This window comes from Winogradskyella undariae, assembly GCF_013285155.1.
Taxonomy (GTDB): Bacteria; Bacteroidota; Bacteroidia; order Flavobacteriales; family Flavobacteriaceae; genus Winogradskyella; species Winogradskyella undariae.
Window position 1 is genome coordinate 1 of the sequence record NZ_JABTEL010000016.1, and the last position, 21,356, is coordinate 21,356.

The 21,356-nt window shown below is 32.5% G+C and carries 13 protein-coding genes and 1 pseudogene; 2 read left to right on the top strand and 12 right to left on the bottom strand.

The window, feature by feature from the left end; translation table 11 throughout:
• Positions 1-532 precede the first annotated feature (532 nt).
• From HSX10_RS16420 to HSX10_RS16470, 12 genes and pseudogenes are all read right to left on the bottom strand, one after another.
• A complete protein-coding gene (locus tag HSX10_RS16420) occupies positions 533-1,312 on the bottom strand; it encodes a DsbA family protein (RefSeq protein WP_173589343.1) in 780 nt (259 codons plus the stop codon).
• Positions 1,313-1,382: 70 nt separating this feature from the next.
• On the bottom strand, positions 1,383-1,553 hold the full coding sequence (locus HSX10_RS18675; RefSeq protein ID WP_217363307.1) for a hypothetical protein: 171 nt from the start codon (positions 1,551-1,553) through the stop codon (positions 1,383-1,385).
• 15 nt (positions 1,554-1,568) lie between these two features.
• Positions 1,569-1,697 (bottom strand): annotated as a pseudogene (locus HSX10_RS18785) (prolyl oligopeptidase family serine peptidase); the annotation flags it as partial.
• Positions 1,698-1,817: 120 nt separating this feature from the next.
• Positions 1,818-5,954, bottom strand: a complete 4,137-nt coding sequence (locus HSX10_RS16430; RefSeq protein WP_173589344.1) for a glycosyl hydrolase — start codon at positions 5,952-5,954, stop codon at positions 1,818-1,820.
• A gap of 903 nt (positions 5,955-6,857) precedes the next feature.
• A complete protein-coding gene (locus HSX10_RS16435; protein ID WP_173589345.1) occupies positions 6,858-7,022 on the bottom strand; it encodes a Lacal_2735 family protein in 165 nt (54 codons plus the stop codon).
• Between the two features lie 138 nt (positions 7,023-7,160).
• Positions 7,161-7,928, bottom strand: a complete 768-nt coding sequence (locus HSX10_RS16440; RefSeq protein ID WP_173589346.1) for a phosphoribosyltransferase family protein — start codon at positions 7,926-7,928, stop codon at positions 7,161-7,163.
• Between the two features lie 121 nt (positions 7,929-8,049).
• The gene (locus tag HSX10_RS16445; RefSeq protein WP_173589347.1) at positions 8,050-9,504 is read right to left on the bottom strand and encodes a nicotinate phosphoribosyltransferase; all 1,455 of its coding nucleotides are present in this window, start codon (positions 9,502-9,504) and stop codon (positions 8,050-8,052) included.
• A gap of 112 nt (positions 9,505-9,616) precedes the next feature.
• Positions 9,617-10,291 (bottom strand): NUDIX hydrolase, encoded by a 675-nt coding sequence (locus HSX10_RS16450; RefSeq protein WP_173589348.1) that lies wholly within the window; start codon positions 10,289-10,291, stop codon positions 9,617-9,619.
• A gap of 216 nt (positions 10,292-10,507) precedes the next feature.
• Positions 10,508-11,029, bottom strand: coding sequence for a M23 family metallopeptidase (locus HSX10_RS16455; protein ID WP_173589349.1), 522 nt, complete (start codon positions 11,027-11,029; stop codon positions 10,508-10,510).
• A gap of 72 nt (positions 11,030-11,101) precedes the next feature.
• A complete protein-coding gene (locus HSX10_RS16460) occupies positions 11,102-11,701 on the bottom strand; it encodes a DUF6642 family protein (protein ID WP_173589350.1) in 600 nt (199 codons plus the stop codon).
• 780 nt (positions 11,702-12,481) lie between these two features.
• On the bottom strand, positions 12,482-18,511 hold the full coding sequence (locus HSX10_RS16465; RefSeq protein ID WP_173589351.1) for a P-loop domain-containing protein: 6,030 nt from the start codon (positions 18,509-18,511) through the stop codon (positions 12,482-12,484).
• A 422-nt stretch (positions 18,512-18,933) separates the two neighbouring features.
• Positions 18,934-19,608: an NAD(P)H-dependent oxidoreductase gene (locus tag HSX10_RS16470; protein ID WP_173589352.1), complete on the bottom strand. Its 675-nt coding sequence runs from the start codon at positions 19,606-19,608 to the stop codon at positions 18,934-18,936.
• A gap of 255 nt (positions 19,609-19,863) precedes the next feature.
• Between HSX10_RS16470 and HSX10_RS16475 the strand changes: the two genes are divergently transcribed.
• Together HSX10_RS16475 and HSX10_RS16480 are read left to right on the top strand one after the other, a co-directional pair.
• Positions 19,864-20,208 (top strand): winged helix-turn-helix transcriptional regulator, encoded by a 345-nt coding sequence (locus tag HSX10_RS16475; protein WP_173589391.1) that lies wholly within the window; start codon positions 19,864-19,866, stop codon positions 20,206-20,208.
• Positions 20,209-20,659: 451 nt separating this feature from the next.
• On the top strand, positions 20,660-21,298 hold the full coding sequence (locus HSX10_RS16480) for a DUF6266 family protein (RefSeq protein ID WP_173589353.1): 639 nt from the start codon (positions 20,660-20,662) through the stop codon (positions 21,296-21,298).
• Positions 21,299-21,356 lie beyond the last annotated feature (58 nt).

Sequence of the window (21,356 nt, forward strand, 5' to 3'; positions counted from 1 at the left end):
TCATAGTTCTAATGACACGCAGTGTTCTATAACGTTAATGATTATGTACAAGCTAATTGTTGTATCTTCTTGTTAGCGTAATAATGTTTTTGTGTGAAATTTGACATAATCATAGTTCTAATGACACGCAGTGTTCTATAACGTTAATGATTATGTACAAGCTAATTGTTGTATCTTCTTGTTAGCCTAATAATGTTTTTGTGTGAAATTTCACATAATCATAGTTCTAGTGACACGCAGTGTTCTATAACGTTAATGATTATGTACAAGCTAATTGTTGTGTCTTCTTGTTAGTATAATAATGTTTTTGTATGAAATTTGACATAATTGCTTCATTAAGCACTTGCCCAAGCAATTAATTATACACGGCTGTTGTAAAACGTTTTTTTATGATACGAATCTGTTATATAAAAAATAATTGGATTCTAAATGAATATTAAGTTTGTTCTAAAGACGTTCTCTTTTAACTATTAAAAGTGGTAATTTTAGAATTTAAAAAGGATATGGAGGGCTTGTTAGTTAATAATAATTATTAATCGTTTTTGCTTTTCAATTTTTGAATCACCGCTTTTAAGTCTTCAAATTCGGTATAACCACTAGCTATAGTATACAATTGATCTTTATGCCTATAGATAATAGATGGAAATCCACGGACTCCCAACTCTCTACTTTTTATAAAATCGTTTTGGGTAGCCAGCTTCATGCTCTCAGAATTAAATGTATCACTAAAGGTCTGATAATCGATGTCTAGTTTTTCGCAAATCACTTTATAGAAGTCTAATTGCTTAGGATCCTTAGATTCTACATAAAAATAATACTGTACCAATTCATAAAACGTCAAAGTTTTATCTGGTGCTATTGTTCTAACGGTAATTACGGCTCTACAAGCGGGTTCGGTATCGTAATTAAATTCGTCTTTTTTAAATATGGAAAAATCAAAAGGTTGACCAGATGTTTTATTAACCTGATGCCAGTGGTGTTCTAAAAAACGCTTAAAAGATTTACTCCAGTCTTGACCTCCACCGGGCCTTAATCCTCCCATAAGGAGATTAAATTTTATTTGCTCTTGTGTCGCATAACGTTCTAAAGCGTTTATCTGTGGAGAAATTCCCCAACACCAACTGCACATAGGGTCACCAATATAAAAGAGCTCTTCGTCATCGTTCCATACAATGTCCTTTTCAGTAGCTTCAAAATCTGGTATTTCACAAAGACCAGTGATCGGGTCGCATTGGACTAAGATTTGTTCTTCCTGACTTATGGTTTTCGAAGTGTAACCAAGGGCTAATATTAGTGCAAAAAAATATCTCATTAAGGTTTAATTTATTTAAAGTAAAAATACGAACTCTTTTAGATCTAGTATAATTATAACTATGAGCCTCTTATTCTGCACGTTTACTTAGTTGCTCCAACTCAAAAATTAAAGCCAATTTATAAGCACTATCTCTAAAGTCAGCAAATCTACCCGAACCACCAGAATGGCCGTTAGAAAAGTCGGTTTTAAGTAACAATACGTTACCATCGGTTTTAGCGGCTCTTAATTTGGCGACCATTTTAGCAGGTTCCCATTACCCTACTCTAGTATCGTTGAGCCCCTTGAAAAATAACAGGTTAGGATAGTTTTGTGCTTTAATGTTATCATAAGGACTATACGACTTAATATAGTTATAGTCTTTTTTAATTTTAGGATTACCCCATTCTTCAAATTCACCCCACGGTTAAGGGTAAGTTTTCGTCTAGTATGGTGTGTAGTTTTTTTGCAATTTAATGTGGGTTAATAAGCTCTAGCATTTAGACTCACTAACCCACAATTTTAATTATTTAATAATAATCTTTTTAACCACTAGACCTTTATTAGACACTATTTTAAGAAAATAAACACCGTTTTGATAATAGTTTAAATGTATGGTATTACTTGGATTATTAGCTTCAAATATTAATTTGCCTGTAATGGTGTACAACGCCAAACTTTCAATCTCAACATTAGGATTCGAAGTTATGTTTATTTTTCCGCTTGTAGGATTTGGATATATTTTTATAGCATTGACAAGTTCATTATCTTCTACACCTAAGGCACAATTGCTACCCACTACATAAGAGATGTATTTAGTTACAGCTGAACCACCTGCAAAAGCAAATTTACAGGCATAGTTTATAGTTTCTCCATCGGTGAAACCACTCAATGTTTTTGTAAATGTGAGTCCGGAAACCTGATCCATCGCCGTTTCTGTAAACGGTGATTCATTCCATAAATAGGCTACCACACCTACTCTATCGGTGTCTAACAACTCAAAGGTAAAGGTAACGGTAGAGCCAACAGTTTCGAAAGTTGCAATATAACCCGTAGAAAAGCTTCCTTGTTGCGCTTCGTTTGACGTTTCTGTACAAGCCATGACTTCGTTAACTGTTATATTAACACTTTGCGATGTATTTTGCGCACCACCATTATCGGTTGCTACTGCAGAAATTTGATGCGCTCCGACTGTTGCACCAGACCAAACAAAAGTAAAAGGTGCTGTAAGTGATTCTCCAATTTTAGTGGCACCATCATAAAACTCTACTAACGTAATAGTACCATCTAAATCTGTTGCAGTTACTGATATGGTTATATCTGAAGTCTCTGTAAATGCATCCGCTTCCGCAGGAGATGTTATAGAAATAGAAGGGCTAGAATTCCCTGTAGCTGAAACAATAACTAAGACTTGGTCTGTTGCAGTATACGTGCCATCGCTAACCGTTAAATGACATTTATAAACGCCTTCTTCAAGATTTGAAATAGCAGGCGATTGTAATGTATGATCGTTAAAAGCTATTAAAGATGGCCCATAAATTTGTTCCCAATTATAAGTTATGGACTGTCCTTCTGGATCGTTACTTAACGATCCGTCTAAGGTGGCAGTCGTTGTAGGTAATACTACCACGACGTTGTCTCCAGCATCTGCAATTGGTGGCGCATAGCTTAACGGACTAGCATAAGTAAAATTCATTTCACCAAGATTCATTTCGCCATTGGTAAAAACGAGTCTCAATATATTTTCGCCTTGGTTTAATTCTACATTATTAACTATAGCGTTTGTCCAAGAATCCCACGCGCCAGTTGTTGCCAATGTCACATCTGGACTGATAATATTACCGTCAATTTCGAAATGAAAAGGACCACCACCATTAGAATTTCCAGAAGCATAACGTAAAGTAACATCATAGTTACCTGCGGTTTGCACATCTATAGTATATTCTAACCATTCGCCAGCCGCAATCCAACCAATAATTGGTCCTTCTGTTGCATCTAAAACGGCATCTACATATTCATTGGTTCTGTAATCGCCTTCGTTGTTTTGTGAGGTATCGACGTAAGAAATATTTTGTCCAATACCACCTTCAAATTTATCATAATTACCAGCTTCAATACTGCCAGGAATAATAAAAGGTGTTCCAGCATACGGAACTTGCTCACCAACTTGTATAGTGATGCTATTAGTAGTGTTAAATTGATCATTAATAAACACTTTAGCATACATACCATGAACACCTAAGGTTAAGTCTGTTGCTTCTATTTGATATGGTGCTGTTGTGTCTTCGCCAATGGACGTGCTGCCATCAAAAAATTCTACTTTCGTAATTCCAGATCCTGTAACAGTAGCTGTAAGATTAACACTTCCGCCAGGATAGGCTTGGTAAAAATCGGCGACTAAAACACCAGAAGCATCAATATCTCTACTCGTTGCCATTTGGTTAGCAGGAACCGCTAATGTATATCCATCTGAAAACGTTACGGTAATAGGCGCATCTGAATAGTTATGTGCGACATAAGTAATAACACCATTATTTGAAAAAGAGGCTGCCACAGGGTAATCTGCAGTTATAGAAGTGTTAACCGTTCCTAAAGTATTCATAGCATGTAGCCAATGGTAGGTAAAGGCATCTGACATCCCAAATTTTAAGGAACGATCTGGATTAGAATCGTATAAATCTATAGCAGCCTGAGGGTCTATAAAGGACAAGTATTTATAATACGTATCGTGCCATAAATTAGCATTTTCTTCATTGCTCAAAATGCCTGTGTTTGCAGAAATTTCGGTCCATAGGGATTGTACATATGATGTGTTATGCCCTAAATATAAAGAACCACCATGAATTGGATACAACTCAATACCGTATGATGCCGCAATATCTGATGTCCAGAAAGTACCGTTGTCATAAGAATTTCCCCATACTCTAGAAACTAAACCATATTGTTGCGATGCAGAAAAATTACGGTTGTACATATCAAACCAATACTCTTCTATTGCGGTTTGTTCTGTGGTATAAATGTAAATTCCTAAATCTCTAATGGCATCATTTTCGGTAATACTTCCCCAATGAATTAAAGAAGACGCAAACTGCATACTCTCTGAGGTTGATTCTTGGTCATTTCCTTGAGGGAATGAAGCAAAACCATTAGCCCAACTATGACCAGCATAAGGACTGAAATTTCTTAAAAAAGGAAACGTATCATCATTTCTATTATCTGAAGCTGCATCACGTATTAATAAGTTGATCATTTCACCCCATTGATTAGACCAACCAGGTTCCATTTGCTCCATAAAAGCAGCGGCATGAATAAAATAGCCCCAATGAAAATGGTGATCATTGATGTTGGTATCTTGTCCATGTCCAGCAGGATAACCAAGTAAGGAAGACCATGTGTTATTGTAATAAAACAAGAATGCCACTTCACCATCATCTGCTTTTAACCAATCTTCTAATCGTTCTTTAATGGTAGCAACCATTTTATCTCTTGCCTCTGTATTACCCATTTGGTCTGCAATTCTTGCGGTTTGAATTAACCTATTCATTACCTGACCTTCATTATAAGAATCTGTCCAAGTTGCTAAACCATCATTTTCAATCTGTGCTATTTTACTATCCAATTCCGCAGGACTAAATCCAGGACTATAATTATCTAAATATGGTAAGGTTGGTAGAATACCTTTAAATGTGTTTTCTACTGTAAAACTATTTCCATCCATAGTTTTAAGTTCTCCTCTTACAACATCATAACTATATTCATTAGGCGTTGGAGAGCCCGCTGTTAAATTGTTCCATTGATGTGGTAATAGACCTAATAATACGTTAGTATCTGTACCTTCTTTTACATCTGTAGTAACCGTAAATGTTGTCGTTATTTTTGAATTTGTTTCGTTGTAAGTATAGTTAGACGTGGTGTTACTTGGAAAAACGTAGGCATATTTTTTATACGCTTGTGCCACTGTGCTTACATTAGAAGTACTTTGTGGTAGCATGGCCATAGACCAGTAATCGTTTCCGTTTAATGTTGATGTATATACAGCACCAGATTGCGTCCAAGTACTCCCAACAGGCGCATAAAAAACAAAATCTGCTCCACTAGTAGCGTTCTCAATAATTAATAGTTCATTAGCTATAGATGCCGTTCCGGAGTTGACTGTGATTTCAACAATATCGTCATTATCTTTAGTAAAGTAGATAAATGGCATCCCTATGCCAGAAGTCGCTTGTAGTTGATGTGAACTATCTGACCAATCCATTGTAACGGTCCAATCTGAATAATCAGAAACTGTAGTCATTGAAGTATTTAATCCGGTAAGTCCAACTTCAATAGGTGCCGAATCACCAATAACACCCCAAGGAATATAAGTTACAATAAGACCTTGATTTGTAGTTTTCATGGTCATCGGATAATTAAATAAATTATCAGCGTGGTTTTCTTTAATCAATTTAGACCACCAATCGTTAGTTGGTGCGGGTTTACCTATTGCATTTCCGCTTAATTGTGGAGATCCTGAAGGGTAGCCATTCCTTCCTGCAGAATCTGTTCCAGGAAAATTTGTAGCATAACTTCCGCTTCCAACTGTAACTTGAGCAGTTATAAAAAAGGAATTACATATTAGAAAAAAAAGAAATACTCTGAACGATTGACTAAAATTATACCTCATAAGAACTTGTTAATTGTGAATTATAAATTTAATAATCATAAACCACATTACGTAAAATTTCACCTTTACAAATACAGTACACACTATGCCTAAACGGTATTTGTTATTTAATTTAACAATACTTTAGCAATACAACTAAAAAGCCATAAGCTATTAGTGTGTTTTTTTATCCATACATTCCACACACACATTTACTTATAACATTCTTATTGTTTAAGAAATCGTGAATCTCACAAAATAGTTCGATTTCATTAACTGAGTAGATAAATATGAGAGAAGAAAGAAAAAGAAAAGTAATATTTAAGATGTGCTTTTACCAACATCGAAGATTCATGAACTCAATAATTTAAAATATAAATCTTATAAATAAAGTCCATATTTACGTAACGCATGTACATTACAGAACATTAAATAGTGTTTGGTATTTTATAGCGATTCGCTATTATGTGGTATTTTAATAGTATGTGCGCTTTATATGTAGTGGTTGGTTTCTTATTGCTGTATTTGTAATGGCTTTAGCTTTCTAATCAGGTTCTTATGCTGCGCTATGGGCTTTTTATTTTGAAATGCCCGATTGATACAACTATTGGGTTTTGTATTGATTTCTGAATTCTAGATCTATGACAGCTAGGGCTGTTATAGACCGTTAATAATTAGGTACAAGCAAATTGTAGATAAGCTACCAAAAAGCGATCAACTCTTAACCGAATTAAAACAACGTATCTTTTGTGAACTCCTGCTTTTGCAGAAATGACAGCCGATTTTCTTATCGGTGTTTATATTGTGGAATCTTGCTTTTGCAGGAAAGACAAACCATTTACTGGACTGTAAGCTACCAAAAAGCGATTGATTCTTAACCGACGTAACCACACCAACAGAAACACTAACAGAAGGTTTATAATATTAATTCAATTTTTCAAGCTTTTTCATAATTTCATCAGCTTCAAAAGTCTTTTGGTCACTCATTTTTCTATTGGTTGTAGATAACGTGTGGGCTTCTTTTAAAAGCGTTTCGTATTGCGACTGCAATTTTTCTTTTTCTGATTTCTTTTTAAAAATTCCAAACATATATTTTAATTTATAGACGTATTATCTGTTTAAAGATACAACATATTTAATAATTTTAATCTAAGGTTAATCCATATGGCTTGGTCATTAAAACATCAATTCCTATCAAAAAAGCCCAAAGCACTTTTCTGTTCTATTTTACATAATCCCCTCTAATTTGTATTGTGTAACAAATTTATCTTCTATATTTTTAAAACTATTGGTACAGTATATATGGTCAATTGTTTCTTTTAATTCATCAAAACCATAATTAAATTGTCCGTGTGTAACATACAGAAAAACTTTTGTAGCACCTTGTTCTTTTAAGGCTTTAGCTAAAAACTTAAAGGTTCTACCGCCATCTGCTAAATCATCTACAATTAAACATTCTTTACCTCTTACATCTCCTTGAATGCTAATTATAGGCATACCGTCTACTCTAACTTTATTAGATGGAACTAAATCTGCATTTAGTTTCTCGGCAATTTCATGTGTTGTTTTGTAGGCTCCTGCATCTGGACTCACTAATACCGGATTGTCGAGCGTGTTATACACCTGTTCTACAAATTTAAAATGCGATATTTTTTCTGAATGCTCTATTAATGCTAACGAAATTGGACTATGCGGGTGTAAAATAGAAACTTTATCAAATTGCATAGCATTAATAAACTTGCTTATAATTTTTAAATCAAAAGATTCTCCTTTATGAAAGCGTCTATCCGAACGCTGCCCCAGCAAACAAAACAACGTTAATTTTGCTATCGCAGTTTTATTTTCAGTGTTCTCTGCATCCCAAGCTTCTTTTATAGCCGCGGCTTTAAACAAATCTTCATAACTATTCCCACGAATTTTGATATGAATATCTCCTTTTTCAATGATTTTAGCGGTCACTTGTCCGTCATTAAATTTATTTATTTCGTATTTCATCTGTCAATCTTTTTAAATGGTTAGGGTATTTTTTTAAACCAGCTCTCCCCCTATGGTCTTAGTAATCTTATTTTACGCTTTTATAAAAAAAGCGTTTTAAGATATGGGGTAACATTTACAATTACACAGTAGCATTAATTCGATCTCTAACCTCTTGTAACGTAGTTGAATTTAAAAACTTACCATCTTCATAAATCACCTGTAACTCACCTTCATTTTCTTCTTCTGGTGTAACTTCATCAATTAAAACATATTCACCATCTAGTACATCTACTTTAATCAATCCTTTTGCAGATTTCTTAATACCATCATCTGTAATAGGGTCTTTAAATATTGCTCTTCGTTCGCCATTGACAACAACAGCAGTTGCTTTCATTGCAAAACCAAAAGTATCTCTGGTATTAAATTGGTAGGTAAATGAACCAATACCTAAAACAACATTGGTGGTTGCAAAACCTTTATCACTTAAACGTTGACAAATATTTTCGGCACGTTCTGTGGTAATACTATCGCCATAAATAGCTCCAATATGGGGATCTAAAACCTTAAAACCCTGTGCATTTACGGTGCCTCCAAAAATATCCCAAAGCAACTCTACAACGCCTTTATCTTTAGGGGTATTACCGCCCAGAGTTTTTGATTCTCCACAAATAATAGCTACAGGATCTCCACTATCTGGTCTTATAACTAACTTACCATCTCTTGCCAAAACGTCTTCTTTTAATTGCGGTAAATAATCGGTAAGTACTTTCCATAAATCCCAAGTATCACTCACAACAGATAAGATACCGCTTGGGTAAGTGGTCATTAATGTTCTAAAAGTTCCTATTTCATCATCTTTTGTACCGGCACACATTACAGAGTGTTCTGTAGCATTAACAGAACCTAATACAAAGCCTTCTGCTTTATAGTATTTTCTTAAACTGCTAATTACAGGAAGTGAATCTGAACCTAAAAATACAGCGCCGTGTCCCATTCCTGAAATAATAGCACTTTGTAAACCAGACATACCACGCATTGAGAAATCATGACCTTGAAAATCAATAAAAGCGATGTTTTCTTTATCCGTTGCTAAAGTCCATTTCTTAAAAATCCTTTTGTATAATAAGGCTATTGAAGCAGATGTCATCGGTTGCCATAACATGGTAGATAAAATCGTTTCTAAAAAATTAGTAATCCAATAGAATTTTGGATTGGTATTTACCACCGTAAGCATAGGCACTCTAATAGGCACCTCTACGCCTTCTGGCAATGATTTTATTTTTATGGGTAAATATTGTAAATCATGTAATTCTTCATAATGCGTTACATCATATGCGGTACCTAAATATAAAGACAACTCTTCCTTAATTTCATTACAAACTTGCGCTTTTGGTTTAGAAAAAAAGTGATCTTTAAAGTAATTATGCAACCATGTAAATACATATTGCTGACCAAATGAAACTACTTTGTCACATCCTTTTGGGGCATAGCTATTGCTTCTTGGGGTCCAGTTAGAATAAACTTCTTCTGTCCCTTTTGGGTATTGTTGGTGGTGGCCTGTTTTGTAACCGTCTGTTAATAATAGTGCGTTCATAATAATAGTTTTTGTGTAATTATAACACAAATATATGTTTAGAATTAATAGTGAGCTAATTTAATTTGTGTTTATTTTACACAAACCATGTAATCTATTGTAATTGTGTGTTTTATATTTCGAAAATAATCCCCTCTTGTTTTAACTGGAAGTAGCGTTTTTGGTTAAATTGGAATAAATTAGCGGGTCTTCCTGAACCTTTTGATACTTTTTCATCAAGTTCATCAAGTACATTTAGATTTATAATTTTCTTTCGGAAGTTACGCCTGTCAATTCCTCGACCTAAAAGGGTGGTATATAATTTTTCTAAATCCGAAAACGGAAATTTATCATCAAGCAACTCAAAACCAATAGGTTCGTAAGTTATTTTACCTTGTAGTCTTTTAATTGCTGTTTGCAGAATCTCTTTATGATCAAAAGATAATTCTGGCAATGCATTAATATTAAACCATTGGGCTTGCTCGGCATCTGTTGCAGCAAATAGTTTAAAGGCATTGGGGTGTACCAATCCAAAATAGGCAATAGACACAACTCTACCCCTAGGGTCTCTATCTGGTTTTCCAAACGTGTAGAGCTGTTCTAGGTAATTAATCTTAATTCCTGTTTCCTCGTGTAATTCTCTTTCTACAGCGTCTTCTAATGATTCGTCGTCTAAAACAAAGCCTCCCGGAATTGCCCACTGCCCTTTAAAAGGGGCGTACTTTCTTTTGATTAATAATACTGAAATATTACCTTCTTCATACCCAAATACAACGGCGTCTACTGAAAGTTTTATGGATGGTTTCATATATGCGTATTTTGTACGCCAATATATAAAATAATATTAGGTATAGCCAACATTGTTGTATATGGTTTACTTCGTCTGTTCGCTGCGCTCGGGTGTTACGTGTTTTAAGCAACTAACTTAGTTAATAATTACGGACAAAGAAAGTCCGTGAGGACTTTAGCAAGTAAGCAAGAAGCCAGCTACAAAGCATACACAAAACCGTTAGCTGTAGTTTTTTTACTTCTTATTTTTTTCAAAATATTCAATTGGATTTAAATAAAACATTTTTTTCCAACCTTGTTTATCAGAGTCCATTCTCCATAGGTAAGGAATTATTGTTAAAATAGAATAATGTAAATGTGGTGATTTTCCTACGGCATTTCCACTTGCCCCAACGGTTCCAATTTTTGATTCTTTACTCACAAATGAAAATAAAGAAGTATTCAGCTCATTTAGATGTGCGTAATAATGAATTCTCCATTTAGGTCCAACAACAACAACAACTTTTCCTCCAACATTTATTTCTCCAGCATATAATACTAATCCAGAAGTAGATGAATTAATTTCAGTGCCTTTTTTAGCAAAGATGTCTACCCCTTTGTGAGTAACTGATTTTCCCCAAGGGTAAAACCAAAAGGATTTAGAATTGTAGTCAGATTTAGTTGCTTCTTTTACAGGCATTTCTAAATTTTGAGGAATTAAAAAACCAATAATTAAAACTGTAACAATTCCCAATAAAATCTTTTTCCTTTTTCTCAATTATTTTCAATTTTTAATTACAGCTAACTTTGGTTTAAATACCCTATTCAAACATGCCATAAAACACAGCCCTTAATAATACAATCTAAAATCTAGTAATTGGCAAACGTTATAATGCCTTTGGTGCAATTCTTCTACAACGGCTAACAGATCATCATCGTCTTTAAATAAATTAAAAAAGACGTCATCTAGTTTTGTACTCGCAATGCCATTATAGGCATTACCATAGCCCGAAACCGCTTTAGCCCCCGTAATATCTAAAAAATATTGTGCCTCTTCCTCATCTAAATCCAGAATTTTGGCATTAGAAAAATGTAAAACCTTTCCGCTTAACCGGCCTTCAAAACATTCTGCAATTTCTTGTAAACTATAGTAGTAGTCATTTAAACAAATGTTGTTGGCTTCTCCCCTAATCACTAAATAGATAATCTCATAGTCCTTAAAATAATGATCGTCTAATACCAAGGCGTTTAAGCTCTCCTCTAGCCCTTCAATAGTGTCGCAGGTTTTATAAATACTGGCTATGCCGTAGTTTAAGGCCAATTGCGCTAAGTTGTTTTGTGTTTCGGTAACTTGGTTTGTATCTACATCATCAACGCCTTCTAAGCAATAAATAAAGTAATCGGTTTCTGTAAGCTGTTCTTGGGGTAATTGTGGTCTTTTTTCTAGCAAGCGTCTTAATTTAGGCAGCGTTTATAAGGCACAAAATTAAAACAATGCTTTTAATCTTTTTAGGGGTTTGGTGTGAAATTTTATAACACACGCCTTCTTTTCCTTACCGTAATTCAGCATCGTTTTTATACGCCAGTTTCAATAAACGTTATAGGGAGTACTTAGCAACTGCTTATATACTGAATAACGACTTAGAAAAAGCAATTACATCTTTTAAAACACTGATAAAAGACAATCCTGATGAGGACCTAACCTACTATAAATCTTTAGCCGTTAAAGCATTAGAGAAAAGAACCGAACAAAACAAAAAGGATGAAACGCTAGTAAACAAATTGTTAGGCCTTTTTGAATCTTAAAAAGCAAGCTTTTAAAATGAGTTTAAAATGAGTTTAAAGCAAGACGTTAATTTATTTTAATGATTCTTTAAAGTGATTTAAACTCATTTTTGTGTTATTTATAAAAAGTGACCTACTGTGCTAACTATGTGTATTATCTCCCCCTTCTAAGCCCTATAAATAAAGTATTCTATTTCTGTAAGCTGTTCTCGGGGTAATCGTTTACTAGGACAAATCGTTAACCAATTACTAAAAGAAGCGCGTTTAGAGAAAGCTCAAATTTAAGAGCCTAAGATCCTTTTGCTTTTAAAAAACAAATTGCAGAAGCTGATGGGATTACTAACTCTATGTGTTTGTTTGTGAGTTTTTTAGTATTTGTGAAAGAGTAAAAAGAGTTGTTTTGTTTCTTAGTAATTGGTTTAAAATTAGTAGCTTATTTAATAAGTTATTGTTTCAATTTAATAACATTGTATTTATAATCCTTTTCATGTATATAGGTATCATAATTACTTTGTATAAATTTTAACTCTCGTTCAATTCTTTGATGTTGATATAATGTTGTTTCCCCTAAAGCTTTTTTAAGCCTTTCAAATCCTTTTTTTGTAATTAAAACTAACCAACCATTTCCACTTTCTGAATGTAAGTTTCGACTGTTGTTATATTCTTCTCCAGATTGCCAATGAACTGATTCAACAACCAATTCATCATTTTCATCAAGCCATCTAAAATAACCTTCGTTACTCAGATTTAATCCCATAAATCGAGCTAAACTTGCATTAAAAGCCAACCAATTTCTTTTATGATTAAAAGTCCTGAGCCAATTATAATAACAAATATTATTTGTAGTCTCTCCAAATTCATAATCTTCAAAGTAACATTTATTAATACTTGAAAATATTAGATTAGAATCAACAGTAGAATCAAAACAATCAATGAAAGATTGTCTATTCTCACTTGTAGTTCCATCACCATGACCTTTAATCATAGTCGTCTCTGCAAGTATAATAAATTCTTCAGAGACATTATAATTGAGGGTTTTATCTAAATATTCTTCTGTAATCTCATGTGCCCATTTTTCATCTGACGAAGGCGCATAATTATCATTTTTTAAAATTGTTGATATAAATTTTGGTTTTTCTTGAGGAAATATAAAATACATTGACTCATCAAAAATATTTGATATATATTTAGCAAATCCGATATCAATTTTTCGGAGCTCTACTAATTCTTTTAAGACAATCATCATTCCATTAATAACGGACTGAGTTCTTGGTCTTATATATGTAGTCTTAACTCCGAATCTACTATCAAAAAGGTTTCTTAATTCCTGTTCAGATAATCCATCATACCATTCTGGAACCATCATGTTTTTAGAATGATGTTTTAATCTCGTAGCCAAATTGATTAATTCATAACCAGATTTTTCGCTCATTAACTCAAGTTCACTTTTGTAAATCCAAACATATTCGATTGGATTTTCTGTTTCTGGTAAATATCCACTTTTGTCAATCCTTTCAATCCTATCTTTTTCACTTATTATCAAACTACCTTTTCCATCTAATTTTAGATTATATATTAAAGGTTCTTTTTTTATTTTCAATTTATATAAGCCTTCAGTATTTATATCCATTCTGCCAAGAATCCTAATGGCTGTAATATGAAAATCAAATCTATCATGATTGTACATATTAACTATCTCATCAATAAAATTTTTCAAAAAATCAACATCAATTAAGCTAATACCAGCGATAAGTTTAATAAAAGTGTAATAATATTTTTTATCATATAACCTTTTTAATAACACTCTAATTAAGTCTTTATTATCATTGAAGTTTTTAAGTAAAATTTCATTAATAAAATCATCAAACCTGCAAGGTATTTCAATTAAGAAAACAATAGTTTGATATAATAATTCTTCATTTGATAAATCACCTTCTATCTCAGGTGTTCCATCAGTGATATAATGAGATTTTAGCAATTGAGTTTTATAGTTGTAGATTTCTGCATATATTTCTTCCAAATTTAGATCATCAGACATAACTTGAAAGATTAAATCATATTTACTAATTATAGCTTCATTGTCAATAACAAAGTTTTTAGTAAAGTCTTTAAATGCTATATTCTGTACTATATCTTTATCTTCAATTTTATGATATAATAAGTATGCTTTTCGCTTTAATCCATCATCAAAAACCTCAGACCAACTATCGGTTGAGACTTTATCAAAAGCATCTTCTATTAGCTGTTTTGTAGTGATAAAATCTTCCTTGTCATAAAAAAGTTGAGCAAGTTTAACTAAATCGATGCGATCAAATTTTTTAATCTCCAATATTGATTTTAATTGAGCTAAACTTAAAGTTGGTGATAATTTTTCAATTAGATCAAGCCAAGGGAAATAACTATGGTCAATTTCATTATTTAAAAATTCAACCAACAAATTATAATCTTTGACGACATCAATAACTTCATTTTTAGAGTATGAAGTTCCATCTTTAAGAGTCAGGTAAGAACTTGAGTCTTTCTTTTCTTTTATTATTTCATCATTTAAATCTATCTCATCTAAATTGAAGCCATTTTCTAAAGAGTAATTTTTAAGTTTTAACAAGTAATAGTTCCTGTGTTCAAGAATTGCATAAATCTTAATGTCATTTACTATTTTTCTAATTTCAGAGGGTGATAAATCAAGTTTTAAAAATTTATAAAAGAAGCTGTCTCTACTATAGTGATTATTGTCAAAGGCTAAAACCAGCCTTATGTATAATGTGACAATAAGTGTTCTTTTATCTGGAAATTTTTTAAGAAAGTGCTCTAATAGAATTTCTAATCCATCATTCAATTCAACAAGGCCTTCCATCAATAAATATTTGAATATTTCAAACCCATTACCTTTTTCAAGCGAGTATATGAAAATCTCTTTAGCTGGTGTATGTGAAGCAGAATTCACCTTTTGATGAATCGAATCTAATCTTTCTAAATAGTATTTTAACTCATTCGAATCCACCTCTTCAAACTTCCCTAACCAATCAACTATGTAATCAATTTGATAGTCTTTTTCCCCTCTAACATCAAGAGAGATTTCCATTAACTTATTTAATATTTCTTTTCCCTTGTCAATCTCACCTAATAAAGACCATAACTTAATTTGTAAAACACCCTTTTCTATTCTATCTGTATTATAACCATCATGAAAAATCGAATCGTCAAGTCTTTTCAAATTATCTATACACCAATCATTATTTTTGTTACTTTCTATAACCCATTCAATAACCTCTTGTTGCTTATTTTCTCTCCAATATCTTATGTTTTCATCCCATTCTTTTGAAATCTGAGATAGTATATCATTAAATAAATCTTCAGAAACTTTTAATGCCATTTTTAATATAAGTGTAAGTATATCTGCTTTATTTTCATGGATTGAATACTCATAACCTTTACTTGTAAAATCATTATGGAAGTAATTAAATATTTGCTTCATTCGATAAACGAAATTTATTGAAGCTTCTTTTTTATTTATTTCTATATAAGCATATGACATACCAAGTTCTGCATACTCATTACAAAATGATTTTAAATAATTATTCTTAAATTCAGGTACGAACTTTGTTGTACTAATTGTGTATTCATTATAAATTAAATAATAAAGTCTTGAATAGTTAAACACATAATTCAAAGTACTAGAATGAGTCATTGAAGAACTACTAACACCTCTTTCTATTGGCGTTTTTGTTTTTTCAAAAGCCAACTTACCTTTTTCAACATTCTTATTAATAATCACTTCATATAAAGACAGCCTATAATTTATAGAATTGTTGTCAGATACTTGCCATTGAGATAGTTCAATTTTGCATTGATTGTAAAAATCATGCTCATTTTTCATATTCCAAACCACTTCAAAGGAGTAAGAAAACAAATCCTCTTTTGATACTATGCCCTTGGTTTTTAGAAAAAGTTCTTCAAGGCCTTCCCAGTCATTTTTATCGATTCTTAGATGTAATATTTCGTTTAAAGATTTAGAAAGAACATCTCTACCCTCATCGGCTGGATACTCTTTAACAACATCAAAAAGTTCTAATTTTTTAATAATTTCGTTTAATGGATTAAACAAACTTGATGTTTTAGCCCATGTTTTTATTAACTCAATTTCATCTAATTGATATATAGAATTTTTAGGAACTCTTCTTGGAGAAATCTCTCTAATGTTATTTAATAAAAACGTAGGCTCAGCTTTTAAGAAAATTTCCTTTGCTAATTTTTTATAGCCCTTTTGATATAATAACAATGAATACTCTAATGCAATGTCTTTTTCAACAAACAACTCTACATTATTATATATAAAAGAGTTAGCTAAATCTATCATAGATAATTGATGATAGCTCTCATAATATATTCTTGGAGTAAAGTTGTTAACTCTCTGTCTAAGTTCATATTCTGACAAAGCGCAAACAAGTAGAGACTTAATGTTTTTTGTAAAACCTCCAGCCTGTGCTACAAGTTTAATATCATCTGTTATATAGTTTGTATTTCTGTAAGCAAACCATTGTTCCCTAAAATATTCTTGTGAAATTAATTCTGTAATTAAAGTATATTGCTCAGCTTGGAACAGATGGTAAATAATATTCCATTTATACTCATCATTAATATCCTTTATGCCCTCATATATTTTTAAATGAAAATCAATATTTTGTTTTCTGTCATATTCATCTGTGAATATATCTTTTGAAGTTTCTTCAATCAGAAACTCTTTAAAACTGTTATGAAAGAATTGCCATAATTTGCCGTTTTTGTAAAAATAGTTCTCTGACATTTTCTTTGCTTCTTCTGATTCCTCTCTTGTAAAAGAGAAGTTAGATAAAAGCTTTATATCTATATAAGAATATCTGAAACGTGCTAAAACACCAAGTAATTCAATAAATTTAGCATTGTTTTTGACTTTACTCCAAAATATTCGATATTCATCATAAATGTCACCACTAAAAACATTAGCATCTATGATATTATCGAATTCATCAACCCCTTTGCTTAAAATTTCTTCTATTGTATATCTTAAAAATAAAGGATGGCCTTTAGAGTTATTATAGATTTTTTCTAATTGATTTTGGTCAAGAGGAATTTCATATGATTTTACAAGATTATCGACCTGTGTTCGAGATAATGGACTTATTGTAATTAGCCTATCACTATCTATTAGGTCAAGTTTTATTCGTTGGGGAAGATCATCTAACCTTTCTATTGTCCTTGTTCCAAGTATAAAATAAATATTTTCAGGAATTTGGTCTGGTAATGGAAGAATAGATATTAAACTTTTGTTTATGTTTTGCTCCCTTTCTATATGATCTAGTCCATCAATTAAAATAAATGTTTTAACACCTTTCCTAGAAATTTTAATAAGTTCTTCGGTAAAATGTTTTTGGAGGTCTTCAATATCATTCGTTGGAAGTCTATCTTGTAAGGAGACCCCTTTCTCTCTTATTTGAACTAATAAATCCTTTAAAAATAATTTTGCTTCACCTCTAAAACCTGAACTATAATTCATGTCTTTATTTACATAAGCATAATATTTCAAAACTTTATGGTCACATTCATTTAACCATTTAGTTAACAAGGTTGATTTACCTGAACCAGCATTCCCAATTAAGGCAATGTAACCTCTATCGTTCGCATTGGTCAAGTCTTCTAAATAATTAATAGTTTCAATAATAGGCTGATAATGTAATTCATCAATAAAAAACGAATGCCTAAAATGAGTTTCATATCTATAACCAAGCCCAAACTCAGTAAGCAACTTCTCTTTTGCAAATTTCACATTACCATTTCTTCCTATAATTTCGAATATTGATTTAGCAATCTTATCTATATCTAATCTCCTTTTATTCCATATATAACTATCAAAAATTTGATTGTTATCACTTTCGTATTCAAAAACGAACTCAAAATCCTTTATAAATTGTATTAAATTATGGTCATCTGTTTTGGCTATTTTTTTTAACTCTTCAAAAACAGGATGCCAAACTGAAGGGATGTTTTTTAATGTATAAACTTCGGATTTTATTTTATTCCAAAAATTTGAATTAAACTTTTTAAAGGAAGGTTTTTGTATTCCTTTGTATGCAGCTATCCTATCATTATCAGAGGGACTTTGATTTGTCACAATTTTAGCATCAATAATATGATTAGGATATTCATTTTTTATTTTTAACCAACCTTTAAACGCACCTTTTAAAATGCTTTCTGTTTCTGAGGAAGTGAATGATGAATATGAAAATTTTGAAGAAGAAATATTTTTGACTTGATAAGCTATTATTTTATCATCCAATCCTATTAAAACATCATCTAACTTACCAGCTTCGCTACTTGCTAATTCAACCCATTCAATTTTATTATTTAATAAGTTGTCATATATATTAGTAGCAAATATTTCATATTGTTTAAAATATCCTGCAATTGCAGGAACTTCACCGGTATTACTATCATTCATGTATTTTTCCTGTTTAGATAATCGTATATTTTATATACCAGAATTATAATTAAGGGAGTATCTAAATTTACAAAATATAATAATAAGAAAGTTACGGAAAACCGTAAATGATTTAAAGTTATAATCTCTAACCATTTCATGCATACACCTACTGACGGTTGGAGTTCTCGATACATCCCGACGAAAATGTCGGGACACTCGAACTGACGTCAACGGTTTTGAGGTGTTTGTTAGATTACTTGTTGGTTTATGAAGTGCTTAAAAGTTAGGGTTCAGAACTTATAAAGTTTTAAGGTTTTATACAACACAACCGTTTTATAACAAAAAAATAACCGTAAACCCTTTATTTAAAAGGCTTACGGTTAGTTGGGGTATTAATAATATTCAGAATGACTAAAAAAGCCATAATCATTAAGTATGGTTTACTTAAAGGTTACAATATCCTCAAAGTTTCGTCTAGATTTTCCAAATTCAGGATCTGCTTTTCTGTATCCAAAAGCTGTCATAAATGATAAACCATATTTATCGGTATCTACGCCAAACTTGTCTTTTAATAGGGCTTCTGCTTTTTCTTGGTGAAAGCCTTCAATAGGACAAGAGTCTATACCTATTAATGCAGCAGCAGTCATCATATTACCCAAAGCAATATAGGTTTGTTTAGACGACCAATCGAATAACTTTTTGTCGGTATCTAAATCAAAATCACGCTCTTGAAACTCTCTGTAAAATGTAGAGTACATCTCAATAACCTCTTGTGGTAGTTGTTTAACATCTTTCATCATGTGCATAATATATTCTGAATCGTGTTTAACCATTGGTGCTTTCATACTTAAACCTAATACAAAATGACTTGCGGTATCTAATTTTAAAGGCGCTCCCCATGCTACAGGTTTTAAGAGTTCACGTAATTCTTTGTCTTGAACCACAATAAAATGCCAAGGTTCAAACCCAAATGAACTCGGTGATAAATGTGCGGTTTCTAAGATGAATTTCATATCCTCATCTGATACTTTTTTTGTAGCATCAAATTCTTTTGTCGCATGTCTAAAATTAAAGGCGTTTAAGATGTCTGCTTTCGCAATGTTTGGTGTATTCATAATTCTATAGTATTAGCGGTTTAATTGTTTTTATAATTTAGACTATTAAAAGTATAGTGACAAAAGTAGGTGTAGTTTTAGTTTTTTACAATAACGGTCAAAAAGTATAGTATAAAATTTATTTTTTAAATAATTGATTTATAATAGTTTAGTTGTAAAATAATGAACTATAAAAAATATAGTTGTATTGCTTAATATAGTACAATATATTTGCGCTTACAGAACCTAAGACTATTATAATTTTTTAACGGTATGATGTATCACTATAAAGGAAAAGACTACCCGTGTTGCGCAAGTTTAACTATGGGCATTATTGGAGGTAAATGGAAGACGGTTATTTTATATCATTTAATGGATAGAACACTTCGGTATAATGAATTAAGAAAAGAAATGCCTAAGGTTACAGAGCGCACCTTAAGTTTACAATTAAAGACTTTGGAGGAAGATGGTATTGTAAAACGAAAAGTATATACTTCTAAACCCCCTTTAAAAGTAGAGTATTCGTTAACCGATTTAGGGAAAACGCTCATTCCGGTTATTCAATCTATTGCAAATTGGGGAGTGTCTGTTGTTAAAGACAAAGGAGATGTTGTGGTGTAACACCGAATTGGGGTGTTTTACTATAGCTAGCTCAGGACTCCGTAGGTCTAAAATGGCCGCTATAATGGCGGTTTAAAATGGCTAACGCTTAAAGGTTTTGCTGGCATTGTGTTAGACCTATTGTTTTAATGGGGTCTCAATACATTTCTTTAGGCTTTGCTATGCTTTACATTAAGAACCACACGCACTATTTACAGCAATCCCCATAAAACCCCACCAGCTAAAAAAACAAGAAATTCAACCCAACCTTCTCCCACTCTCCTCCTACATTGTTTCGAGGATTCTCCATAAAACCCCTTGTTTTAGGGGGAATTCCCGAAGAATCCCCGAAGGAAACTAGAACCAACCCCTTGTAAATCAACTTCTTTTAAACTTAAAAAATAAGGCTTCATGTATTTTTAATGGTTTTTTTATTACTTTAGATTCTATTAACATATTAAAGATCAGGGTTATGGCAACATTTAACGAAGGTGTTTTGGGCGGTTTTTCAGGTAAAGTAGGCACTGTAGTAGGCAGCAATTGGCGGGGTAAAAATGTACTGCGGTCTGCACCGCGTAAATCTACCAAACCCGTAAGTGCCGCACAGCAGCGGCAACGCGATAAGTTTAGTTGTGTTTTACAGTTTTTAACGCCTCTAAAAGCCTTACTTACCGATACTTTTGGAGCTAATGTGGGGACTAAAACTCCCTTTAATAATGCCATGTCTTACCACATGAAAGAGGCTGTAAAAGAAACCGAAACAGGGTTTACAATGGCGTATAATAAAGTGCTGGTGGGTATGGGTGGTTTATGTGGCTTAGAGCAGCCTTTAGTGCAACCTGTGGCACCACATGCCCTAAATATCACTTGGCAAGATAACAGCACACAGGGATTGGCTTACCCTACCGATACGCTTTTGGTGGTGGTGTACGCCCCTGCTTTACATCGTTTCGATTATTTTACAACGGACTGCCTACGCGAAACCACAGCGTGTTTGCTCGATTTTCAAGATTCTTTTTATGGCGAAACCGTACACCTATGGGCTACCTTTACTAATAATAACGTAGCACTTACGGCTACGAGTAAGTATTTAGGGGCTTTTGTAATTTAATAGTGAATTAGGTTCTACGCGACATCCCAACAAAAAAGTCGGGACAGGCGTACTGACC